General features: G+C 37.0%; 11 protein-coding genes and 1 pseudogene. 10 read left to right on the top strand and 2 right to left on the bottom strand.

Annotation, left to right across the window (positions count from 1 at the left end):
* Nucleotides 1-42: 42 nt before the first annotated feature.
* Both G7Y56_RS07610 and G7Y56_RS07615 read right to left on the bottom strand, forming a co-directional pair.
* Nucleotides 43-1,617: an Rne/Rng family ribonuclease gene (locus G7Y56_RS07610; protein WP_165023122.1), complete on the bottom strand. Its 1,575-nt coding sequence runs from the start codon at nt 1,615-1,617 to the stop codon at nt 43-45.
* A gap of 323 nt (nt 1,618-1,940) precedes the next feature.
* Complete coding sequence (locus tag G7Y56_RS07615) at nt 1,941-2,216, bottom strand: HU family DNA-binding protein (RefSeq protein WP_006801658.1); 276 nt, start codon at nt 2,214-2,216, stop codon at nt 1,941-1,943.
* A 138-nt stretch (nt 2,217-2,354) separates the two neighbouring features.
* Between G7Y56_RS07615 and mutY the strand changes: the two genes are divergently transcribed.
* The 10 genes and pseudogenes from mutY (at nt 2,355) to nuoK (ending at nt 11,725) form a co-directional block, all read left to right on the top strand.
* Nucleotides 2,355-3,410, top strand: a complete 1,056-nt coding sequence (gene mutY, locus G7Y56_RS07620; RefSeq protein ID WP_165042446.1) for an A/G-specific adenine glycosylase — start codon at nt 2,355-2,357, stop codon at nt 3,408-3,410.
* A 101-nt stretch (nt 3,411-3,511) separates the two neighbouring features.
* Nucleotides 3,512-5,080: a hypothetical protein gene (locus G7Y56_RS07625; protein WP_165042448.1), complete on the top strand. Its 1,569-nt coding sequence runs from the start codon at nt 3,512-3,514 to the stop codon at nt 5,078-5,080.
* A 98-nt stretch (nt 5,081-5,178) separates the two neighbouring features.
* Nucleotides 5,179-6,105: a glycosyltransferase family 2 protein gene (locus G7Y56_RS07630; protein ID WP_165042450.1), complete on the top strand. Its 927-nt coding sequence runs from the start codon at nt 5,179-5,181 to the stop codon at nt 6,103-6,105.
* Between the two features lie 192 nt (nt 6,106-6,297).
* Nucleotides 6,298-6,651 (top strand): NADH-quinone oxidoreductase subunit A, encoded by a 354-nt coding sequence (locus G7Y56_RS07635; RefSeq protein WP_165023111.1) that lies wholly within the window; start codon nt 6,298-6,300, stop codon nt 6,649-6,651.
* Nucleotides 6,642-7,205: an NADH-quinone oxidoreductase subunit B gene (locus G7Y56_RS07640; RefSeq protein ID WP_165023094.1), complete on the top strand. Its 564-nt coding sequence runs from the start codon at nt 6,642-6,644 to the stop codon at nt 7,203-7,205. Before G7Y56_RS07635 ends, G7Y56_RS07640 begins: the two co-directional genes overlap by 10 nt.
* Nucleotides 7,206-7,270: 65 nt before the next feature.
* Nucleotides 7,271-8,899 carry an NADH-quinone oxidoreductase subunit D gene (locus G7Y56_RS07645; protein ID WP_165042452.1) on the top strand — a complete coding sequence of 543 codons (1,629 nt, stop codon included), beginning with the start codon at nt 7,271-7,273 and terminating at the stop codon, nt 8,897-8,899.
* A 35-nt stretch (nt 8,900-8,934) separates the two neighbouring features.
* Nucleotides 8,935-10,062 (top strand): NADH-quinone oxidoreductase subunit NuoH, encoded by a 1,128-nt coding sequence (gene nuoH / locus G7Y56_RS07650; protein WP_165023087.1) that lies wholly within the window; start codon nt 8,935-8,937, stop codon nt 10,060-10,062.
* A gap of 16 nt (nt 10,063-10,078) precedes the next feature.
* Nucleotides 10,079-10,552: pseudogene (locus G7Y56_RS18555) on the top strand (4Fe-4S binding protein); the annotation flags it as partial.
* Nucleotides 10,553-10,865: 313 nt separating this feature from the next.
* Complete coding sequence (locus tag G7Y56_RS07660) at nt 10,866-11,369, top strand: NADH-quinone oxidoreductase subunit J (RefSeq protein ID WP_165042456.1); 504 nt, start codon at nt 10,866-10,868, stop codon at nt 11,367-11,369.
* A gap of 11 nt (nt 11,370-11,380) precedes the next feature.
* Entirely contained in the window at nt 11,381-11,725 is a 345-nt protein-coding gene (nuoK, locus tag G7Y56_RS07665; RefSeq protein WP_165023078.1) for an NADH-quinone oxidoreductase subunit NuoK, read from the top strand.
* Nucleotides 11,726-11,738 lie beyond the last annotated feature (13 nt).

Consider the following 11,738-nt stretch of genomic DNA (forward strand, 5'->3'; position numbering starts at 1 on the left):
AGCCCGGTAATTAATTATCGGGCTTTTATTTATTGTAGATTTCTACTTTATTTCAAAATCTTGTTTCATATCTATTTCATCTTTGTTTTCATCATAGAAATGATATTCGAGATATGCTAGATTCTGGTTTGGAATTATTTTAATTCCTCTGCCATATCTCCATCTCCATTTCATATTCAATGATATAAAACCTTTGTTGATGAATGCTGCTACATATGGGTGTACATGTAAAGTAAATTTCTTCACGTTCAATTGGTTAACCAAATAGCTTATTTTCATGCGCAAGGTGTCTGTAAATAAAATAGATGGTCTTATCTCCCCTTTGCCAAAACAGTTCGGGCATATTTCTGTGGTCGATATTTCCATCTCGGGTCGTACGCGCTGGCGAGTGATTTGCATCAATCCAAACTTGCTCAATGGCAATATGTTGTGTTTGGCACGATCCTTAGACATTAATTCCTGCATTTTAGCTATTAGCTGGCTACGGTGCTCTCCTTCCGTCATATCTATAAAGTCGATTACGATAATTCCCCCCATGTCTCGTAATCGTAATTGTCGGGCTATCTCCTCTGCTGCTGCGGAATTTACTTCCCAAGCATTATTTTCTTGTCCTGCTTCAGGGTTTTTAGATCTGTTTCCGCTGTTGACATCTACAACGTGTAACGCCTCTGTGTGTTCAATGATAAGATATGCTCCATTTCGGAAAGTAACTGTTTTGCCGAAAAGGGCTTTAATCTGCTTTGTAACATTGAAATTATCAAATATAGGAAGCTCTCCTGTATAGTCTTTTACTATATTCTTCTTCTCGGGAGCAATAATTGTTATATAATCCTTTATCTGATTAAGAGTTTCTTGATCATTTACATGGATCTCCTGAAAGCTCGGATTGAAAACGTCTCGCAGTAAGGCTACGATACGTCCAGTCTCTTCGTAAACAACGGTTGGTAGTTTACTCTTTTGTATTTTCGGTAAATTATCTTCCCATCGTCTAAAGAGAGTTTTTAATTCTGTATCCAATTCTACAACCTTTTTTCCTTCGGCTACAGTTCGCACTATAACTCCGAAGTTCTTAGGTTTGATACTCTGTATCAACTGGCGAAGTCGGGCACGTTCCTCTTTCGATTTTATTTTCTGCGAGACAGAAACTTTATCGTTAAACGGAATAAGCACGAGAAAACGTCCTGCCAGTGAGAGTTCGGCTGTAAGCCGTGGTCCTTTCGTCGAAATTGGTTCCTTTGCAATTTGAACAAGAATTTCTTGTCCTGATTTTAGTATATCGCTGATTGAGCCTTCTTTGTTAATATCCGGCTCTAATTTCATTTTAGAAATGTTGGGGAATTTCTTTTTGTCAGCAATAGCCTGTTTGTGAAATTTGTCTACAGACCTGAATTGAGCACCAAGGTCTAAGTAGTGAAGAAAAGCATCTTTTTTGTACCCTATATCTACAAAAGCAGCGTTGAGGCCGGGCATTATTTTCTTTACTTTGCCGGCATAGATGTTACCAACTGCAAACGATGCATCTCTTCCTTCTTTCTGTAACTCGACTAATTTTTTATCTTCGAGTACAGCGATTGAGATTTCGTTCGGTTGAACATCAACTACAAGTTCGCTATTCATATTTTATTTAATTATTAGGGTGTAGAAGATTAAACATAATTCTTTGACTAAATGTTTAAACTAATAAGTGGATTTGTTTATTCCTTGCGGATAAACCTATTTCTCAAAATACACAAAGAACAAACCTAAAATCTATTAATTTATAAGTTTGTTCTTGTATATTTCCATTTCATAGAAAAATGTCAGACCTTATTTTTTCTTTTTGTGTCTGTTTTTTCTTAGTCTCTTTTTGCGCTTGTGCGTAGACATTTTATGTCTTTTTCTTTTTTTTCCGCTTGGCATATTTTTTATTTTTAGAAATTAATAATTGTTGATGTAATTTTTTATTTTCTTACCTGTATAACAAAAGTTTTAGCCGGCTTAAATGCAGGAATAGAATGTGCAGGTATAATAATTGTAGTGTTTTTAGAAATGTTACGAGCTGTTTTTTGTGCTCTAGTTTTCACGATGAAACTTCCAAATCCTCTTAAGTAAACGTTTTCATTCTTGCTAAGTGAGTCTTTTACAACGTCCATGAATGATTCAACTGTTTTTAATACAGTAGCTTTGTCAATACCTGTATTTTTCGCAATTTCGTTAACGATGTCAGCTTTTGTCATTTTTTTATTTTTTTATAGTTCTAAACAATTAAATTTTTGGACTGCAAATATATAGCTTTTTATTTACCTTTGAAACAAATAAAACTCATTTTTTGTAAAAAAAGCAGTTAAACATGAGATTATCATATATTAAACTACATGGTTGAAGGGAAAAACTTAAGATTGAGTGCATTGCTGACACAATGGTATGAAAAGAATAAGCGGGAATTACCCTGGCGGGAGACAAACGATCCTTATATAATATGGATATCGGAAATAATATTGCAGCAAACACGGGTCGATCAGGGCTGGGCATACTTTAATCGTTTTATTTACCGTTTCCCTGATGTGAGTAGTTTAGCCGTCGCCGACGAGGGCGAAGTGTTGAAATTATGGCAAGGTTTAGGATATTATAGTAGGGCACGAAATCTTCATGCAACGGCTCAAATAATAGCAGGTATATATAAAGGAGTATTTCCCCACGAATATAAAGATATTTTAGCATTAAAAGGCATAGGGGAGTATACCGCTGCTGCAATTGTTTCTTTTGCATATAATCAGCCCTATGCCGTAGTCGATGGCAACGTGTATCGGGTACTGTCGCGTATATTTGCTGTTGATGACGCTATAGATACAACATCCGGCAAAAAGGTTTTTGCTCAATTGGCTCAGTCTTTGCTCAATGAGGAAGAACCGGGTTTGCATAATCAGGCTATCATGGAATTTGGGGCTTTGCAGTGTGTTCCTATGTCTCCCAATTGCGAAATATGTCCAATGGCAGATTTTTGTCAGGCATATTTATATAATAAGGTGTCATCTTACCCCGTTAAAGAAGGCAAGACTAAGGTTCGAAATCGCTATTTTAATTACTTGGATATTCGTCACAACGATAACATGTATTTGAACAAACGTGGAGCTAAAGATATTTGGCATGGACTTTATGAATTGCCGCTGATTGAAACTTCCGAAAGCTTATCCATAGAACGATTGCAGAAGGATGAGTCTTTTGTTAAGCTGTTTGATAATGTGGGGGGAGTGACAGTCACTTTGGTGTCACAAATGAAGCATGTCTTGTCACATCAGATAATTTATGCTAATTTTTATCGAATAGAAATTGAACGCGGGGATTTTCCTGATTACTTACAAATAGAAGCTGAAACGGTCGATGATTATCCGGTTTCGCGATTGGTAGAGAAGTATCTTCTTTCTGATTGATGTTTGTCGTCTTTGCTTTAATTGTTACTTTTGCGGTCTATTTAACTCTCCAATTCTATTTGGCTTAGTTATTTAAGCTTTACAAACTTATTCTCGGTAATATGAATTATAGTATTCTGGTAAAGATTTTTCGTTCGTTTTGGTTTTGGGTTTTATTAGTCTTTGTTTTGGCTACCGGTATTCGTTGCTTAAAGTTTATCGATAAAGAACATTTATTTTTAGATGAGCACCTTTCTGTAATATTATCTACTTATAATACCTACGGATGGACCGAAGAGTTTAAAGATGATAGTACCGTATACACAGGACGAGAACTGAAAGCTATTTTATTGTCAGATGATAATTCTTTAAAAAGTATTTTTCAAGATGTAAGATCTTTGCGTAACTCGACGAGAGACGATCCACACACAAATCTGTATTATTCTTTTTTACGCATAAGTTTTTGGGGAGCTGATACAACAGTTTTTGATCAAATATTGATGAGAGGTTTCATTTTGAATCTCCTGCTGTTTGCTTGTGGCTTCTTTTTATTATGCGGGTTGTCTCGTAAATTATTCTCAAATAAAATTCTCGTAATATGCACCCTTGCTATTGCATTCCTTAACCCTGCCTCCATAGCGAATACTTTGTTTTTTAGGCCATATCAGTTACAAGAAACCATTCTTGTATTATTCTCTTTTGTGTTTGTTTTGTGTTATTTGTCAATACAAGATAGGGTGAGGTTCGATACATGGAAAAATATGCTTCTAATTGCGATAGCTACGGCGCTGGTTTTTCTGTCTGGCTATTTTGCAGTATTTTATGTTATTATTTTAGGATTTGCCTTGGTGTTTTTTTCTTATAAGAAAAAACAGAAGTATAATATTTCTTTTTTGATATGTACCCTTGTTTTGTCCTATATATTCGTTTTGACAGTTTATTCCAATTACAATAGCTTCCTTATCGCAGAACGTGGTACACAAGCCATAGAAAAGTTAGGCGGAGACGGGGTGATCGAAAATATTTTATTGTCAATTGAAGGACTGGCTAAAGAGCTTTGTTCATTCTTTCTTGACATATATTCAGTTGGAGTACTTGTTCTTTCGGTAGCCTTTGTTTTCATGCAAAGAAGAAAGGGTAACAATCAAGATGTAAAATCCTTTCTGCCATTGCTGCTTTCTGGTTGTGCTTTATTTTGGATTCTGATTGTTTTTATATTAGCTCCATACAAAGCTATTCGCTATGGTGTTTCTGCTCTGCCGATTGTGTCATTATTTATTCCTTTTGTTTTATCATATTTTGATTCTCGCAAACAGCAATTTCTGTTTGTTCTATTTTTTGTTTTCACATTGAGTAAAGGGATTCTTAAAGACGATATATATTGGGGTATTCCCTATGTTAAAGTAAATTGTGTTGAAAATCAGAAGGTTCCAATGTTAATTGTCAATTCTGATTCGATTGGTCAGGCGCCATGGGTGCAAGCTTTACTAATACCATATTGGGCAGATGATAGGATTGTTGAATTTTCATCAGAAAAAGATTCTTTTTCTAAGATCGAAAAATATGATGATGTATATGTTTTTGCTGTGCCCGGTCTTTCTGAGAATTGTTTTTTACCCGAGGGATATAAATTAGAAGATGTTCCAAATAAGCTGAGACATTTTAATGTTTATAGAGTGAAGCGGAAATAATTAAAGATAACAAAGATCTGTATTCTATTTATTATTAGCTTTGTGATTCAGAAATGATCAAACTTTATAATATTGTTTTTATCTAAATTTGCAATATCATGGATAAAATATCCTTAATAATACCTTGCTATAATGAAGAGCAAGCACTTCCCTTCCTTTATGAAGAACTAAAGAAAGTAACAGAAGGTATGTCCGGGCAAGAGTTCGAATTTATTTTTGTTAATGACGGATCGAAAGATAAAACATTATCGGTAATCAAAGGACTTAAAGATGTGGATGACCGCGTTCGCTACGTATCATTCTCTCGTAACTTTGGCAAAGAAGCCGGTATTTATGCCGGGCTAGAGGCGTCGACAGGCGATTATGTCGCATTGATGGATGCCGATTTACAAGATCCGCCATCGTTATTAAAAGAGATGTATGATACTCTTAAAACCGAAGACTACGATTGTGTAGCAACCCGTCGCCTCGATCGCAAAGGGGAGCCGGCAATACGATCTTTCTTTGCTAAGCAGTTTTATCAGTTGATAAATAAAATATCAGATACCGAAATTGTAGATGGTGCTCGTGATTTTCGCCTGATGAGCCGCCAAATGGTAAATGCCATAATTGACTTGAGCGAGTATAACCGTTTTTCAAAAGGTATTTTCGGCTGGGTCGGGTTCAATACTAAATGGATTTCGTATGAAAATATAGAGCGGGTTGCAGGTGCTACTAAGTGGTCGTTTCTGAGTTTGTTCTTTTATTCGATAGAGGGTATCATTGCTTTTTCTACAAGACCTTTATATATAGCATCGGCTTTTGGGATTTTGTTTTGTGTCATCGCCTTTCTGATGATTTGTGTCATCATAATGAAAACACTTATCTGGGGAGATCCTGTAGATGGGTATCCTTCTACTATTTGTATTATATTTTTCATTGGCGGTATCCAGCTTTTCTGCTTGGGTATTCTTGGCCAATATTTGTCAAAAACATATCTTGAAACAAAGAGAAGACCTATTTATATCGTTAAGGAGAAGGCATAACAGTTAATTTTGTAATGTTCAGTTGACAATTTTCGATTATTTGGCGTCTTAAGTTTGTGTATAACGAAATAAAATTTTAATTTTGCGCCCATTGTGTATGGAGTGTATTATATTATATTTCTTATTACAATCGTTTGATAAAGGAACTGAAATACTATAAAACTATAATAGATCTAACTTTAAAATAAAAATATGAGTTCTTCTGCTCTTTTTTTAGTCGTTTTAGTTACAGGGATGACCTTAGTCTGTGCCGGTTTGGGCATGGCCCTGTTGCTCTCTCCTAAATCATTTAATGCGCAAAAAGGTGAGCCTTATGAGTGTGGTATTCCTACACATGGCACATCGTGGATGCAATTTAAAGTGGGATATTATCTGTATGCCATTCTTTATCTGATGTTTGACGTGGAAACTATATTCTTGTTCCCGTGGGCAACAGTAGTGCGTGACTTGGGTATGCAGGGTTTGTATAGCATATTATTTTTCATATTGATATTAGGTCTAGGCTTAGCCTATGCTTGGAGGAAAGGAGCTTTGTCATGGAAGTAAAGAATATATATATAAAAGGGATTCCGAATGAGGAATTTAAAGATAACGAATACCTTGAAGAATACGTTAAAGAGCTTCAATCCAACGGAGTTGGTATTGTAGTCGGTAAACTTGACGATCTAATAAACTGGGGACGATCTAATTCTATATGGCCTTTGGCTTTTGCTACAAGCTGTTGTGGTATTGAGTTTATGGCATCGGCTGCTTCAAAATACGATCTGGCTCGTTTTGGCATGGAGGTTACACGTAACAGTCCACGTCAGGCAGATACAATTGTAGTGGCAGGCACTATCGTGCATAAAATGGCTCCATTGTTGAAGCGTGTTTATGATCAGATGGCCGAACCTAAATATGTAGTGGCAATGGGTAGTTGTGCTATTTCGGGGGGTCCGTTTGTCGATTCTTATCATGTAGTGAAAGGCGTTGACGAAGTTATTCCTGTAGATGTATATATTCCGGGATGCCCGCCCCGCCCCGAAGCCTTGTTTTACGGATTGATGCAATTGCAACGTAAAATAAAAGTAGAGCGATTCTTATTCAAAGTAAAAAAGTAAAAACAAAAGATATTGAATGGAGGAGTAAGTTCGCTTATCCCTTGCCTTTTATTTATTAATAATCGATGGAAAATATCAAGAAGGTAATACTCGATGCTGTACCGGAGGCTGTTATCGAAGAAAGAAATAAGCTTACGGTAACTGTAGAGCCTAACAAATTGCGTCATTTAGCAAAAATTCTTCGTTATCATGCCGAATTGCCGTTCGACTATCTGGCCCAGCTAACAGGAATGGATTGGGGAGAAAAATTAGGTGTAATATACCTGCTTTCTTCATCCAAAGATCTTACTAAAGAGCTTGTTATCGAAACAGGTACAACAGATAGAGAAAAACCTTTATTATATACTGTTACCGATCTTTGGGGGACAGCTCACTACAATGAGCGAGAAGTATTTGCTATGTTGGGTATCCGTTTTATAAACAATCCCGATATGCGCCGTTTCTTCCTTAACAGTGATTGGGTTGGCTTTCCGTTGAGGAAAGATTACGATGCAAACCCTGTTTTGAATCCAGTTTCTCTAGAAAGTAAAGAGATTGAAGATATTGCTCCCCGAATAGTAGAGACTCCGCAAGGACTGAAAGAGGAGAAAAATAACATCTTTGCAGATGACGCTTATATCATCAATATAGGACCACAACATCCATCCACTCATGGTGTAATGCACTTTAGAGTTGCGTTAGACGGTGAGATTGTAAAAAAGATAGATGTACATAGCGGTTATATCCATCGCGGAATTGAGAAGATGTGTGAGAATATGACCTATCCTCAGATTCTTCATTTAACCGATCGTTTAGACTACTTGTCTGCGAACATCAACCGTCATGCACTGTGTATGTGTGTTGAAAAAGCAGCTGAAATAGAAGTGCCCGAGAGAGCACAATACATCCGTACCATTATGGATGAGCTTAACCGTATCGACTCTCACCTTATTGCATGGGGTACTATGTGTATGGACCTTGGCGCTACTACAGCATTTATTTATGGAATGCGTGAGCGTGAGCAGATACTTAATATTATAGAAAAAACATCAGGTGGACGTTTGATCATCAATTATAATGTGATTGGTGGTGTAATGTTCGATATTTATAAAGACTTCCAAAAAGATGTAAAGGAATTTATTCCTTATATGAGGAAGCACCTTAAGCAATACGATAAACTATTTACAGGCAATGTAATTGCAGTAGGCCGTATGAAAAACATCGGCATTCTTACTACAGAAGATGCAATTTCGTATGCGGTAACCGGTCCGGCCGGACGAGGTTCGGGTTTTTCTTGCGATATGCGTAAACATCAACCTTATGCCTTATATGATAAGGTTCAGTTTACAGAGGTTATTCGTAATGAGTGCGACTCATATGCAAGATATTTGAATCGTCTTGATGAAATAGAAGAATCATTGAAAATTATAGAGCAATTGATAGACAATATACCCGAAGGTGATATTCAGGCTAAAACTAAAGCCATCATCAAATTACCCGAAGGTGACTATTTTCAACGAGTGGAAGCTGCTCGTGGCGAATTTGGTGTATTTATCCAAAGTAGGGGAGACAAAACTCCTTATCGCATGAAATTCCGTTCTCCGTCGATGGCAGCAGTTTCGGTTATGCCGATAATCTGTGCCGAAGAAAAGATATCCGATTTTATTGGTATCGGAGGATCTATGGATTATGTGATACCTGATATCGATCGCTAAAAAAGATTATTTATTTTATCAATATAAAGAAATATATGTTGTTAAAGGTTTCATTTGAAATTTCTCAGCTAACAAGTTGGTTAGATACAACACTGCGAGCTAATTTACCCGAATTTGCGGTACTTTTAATCCAGTTTGTACTTGTAGGAGTTGCTTTACTGCTTATGTATGCATTGTTGGCTCTGATATTGATTTATGCAGAACGTAAGATAACTGCATTCTTTCAGGCTCGCGTCGGTCCTAACCGTGTAGGTAAATACGGATCGATACAGAGTGTTGCCGATATGTTGAAGATATTGATCAAGGAGATTATCGAAATCAATAATGTCGATAAATTCTTGTTCTATGCTGCTCCTTTCTTTATGATTGTAGCATCTATGCTGACATTTGGAGCATTACCTTTTGGAAAGGGATTGCAAGCTGTCGATTTTAATATCGGAGTATTTTATGTTATAGCAGTATCATCGATAGGTATCATTGGTGTCCTATTAGCAGGATGGTCTAGTAACAATAAGTATTCGATGATTGGTGCTATGCGAAGCGGTGCGCAGTTTATCAGTTACGAACTTTCAGCAGGACTAGCATTGATGACGATGGTTATATTATCGGGAACCATGCAGTTTTCTGAAATGATAGCAAGACAAGAATATTGCTGGAATCTTTTCAATGGTCATATAGTATCAGTAATCGCATTTGTGATTTACCTTATATCGGGTCATGCCGAAACCAATCGTGGTCCTTTCGACTTACCCGAAGCAGAATCAGAATTGACAGCCGGCTATCATACAGAGTATTCGGGTCTTCAATTTGGATTCTTTTATCTGGCTGAGTATTTGAATATGTTTATTGTGGCAGGGATTGCTTGCACAGTATTCTTAGGTGGATGGATGCCGATACAGGTACATGGATGGGAAACCTTTAACGAATGGATGAATTATATTCCTTCTTATGTTTGGTTTTTTGGTAAAACAGGCGTATTGGTATTTGTAAGTTTATGGGTGAGATGGACATTCCCTCGTTTGCGTATAGACCAATTGTTAACTCTTGAATGGAAATATTTATTGCCAATCAACGTAGTAAATATATTATTGATGGTAATTATTGTTTTGGCAGGATGGACATTATCTGACTGGTTGCCTACTATATTTCCTCGAATGTTTTAATTTATAGCAGAATAAAATGAGTTCAGTATCAGAATATTTTTCAGGTTTATTTGGCGGAATCAAGTCGTTACTCACAGGTATGGGTGTGACATGGAAGGAGCTATGGACAAAGAAAATTACAGAGCAGTATCCTGAAAACAGAGCAACACTAGTGATTGCCGATCGTTTTCGTGGCGAACTGGTTATGCCCCACGACGAGAATAACGAGCACGCTTGTACATCTTGTGGTATTTGTCAGATGAACTGCCCGAACGGAACGATTAGAATCGTTTCGAAAACGATAGAAACAGAAGACGGCAAGAAAAAGAAAATTCTTGATGAATATTTCTATGATCTTGGTATGTGTACCTTCTGTAATCTTTGTGTAATAACATGTCCTTCGGATGCAATCAAATTCAGCGGTACGTTCGAGAATTCGTTGTTTACCCGTAGCAAGTTGATTCAGAAATTAAATAATGAAGGTTCAAAACTTCGCGAAAAGAAAAAAGAGTCTAAGCCTGTAGTTGACAAACCGACTGCACCAAAAGTGGAAGTTGCTGCTTCTGTAGCACCTACTGAAAAAGCAATAGAAGCTAAAGCTGAAACTCCTGCGACAGCTACATCTGCATTGAATAATTTGGTAGAGGCAGTAAAAGAGACTAAAGTGGAAGCGCCAAAACCGGTGGTTGAGGTAAAACCCACAATTGAGCCGACAGTGGAGGTAAAAGAGTCTGAAACAACTAAGGATTCTGTTCCTGCACCTGAAAAGGGCGCGGATAAGACAGAAGGTAAAGAATAACATAACATACGATAATCACGGGATTATGGCAGAGCAAATTATATTTTACATTTTAGCGACGATTATTGTAGCATCCTCTCTTTTGGCTGTTACATCGCAACGCATCATCCGTTCGGCAACCTTCTTGCTTTTTGTGCTGTTGGCTACGGGCGGTCTTTATTTACTATTAGACTATCATTTCCTTATGGCTGTACAGATCGCTGTATATGCAGGAGGGGTTATGGTCTTATTTATTTTTGCTATCCTATTGACCAATCAACCGGGAGAAGCAGTGAAGTTCGAAAAACCCAAACGAATGTTCATCTCAGCTCTGGCAGCCCTTGCGGGTATTGCTATCTGCGGACATATCATCTTCCATAATGTGGCTAAGTTCTATACCTATATTAAACAAGACGAGTTAGATATGCGTCAGGTAGGTTTTACGTTGATGGGTACAGATAAATACCAATATATGTTGCCGTTCGAAGCAATCAGTTTGCTACTTCTGGCTTGTATTATTGGAGGTATAATGATTGCTAGAAAGAGATAAAAGATATAATTATGTTTGATTTTATTACAAGTTTTCTGTCGGGACCAGTGCCTATCGAGGCATATCTGGTTGTAAGTACGATTATGTTCTTTGCAGGAGTATACGGATTTCTTTCGCGTAAGAATATGCTTATGGTCTTAATTTCGGTTGAGCTGATGCTGAATGCAGCCGATATCAACTTTGTGGTGTTTAACCGCTATTTATATCCCGGACAATTGGAAGGATTTTTCTTTGCTATGTTTGCGATAGGTATTGCTGCTGCCGAAACAGCTGTGGCAATTGCTATTATCATCAATATATACCGTAATGTGAAGAGTATATATGTAGATGAGAATATAACAACAATGAAACACTAAGTAGAAGGAAATA

The sequence above is a fragment of the Dysgonomonas sp. ZJ709 genome (assembly GCF_011039195.1).
GTDB lineage: Bacteria > Bacteroidota > Bacteroidia > Bacteroidales > Dysgonomonadaceae > Dysgonomonas.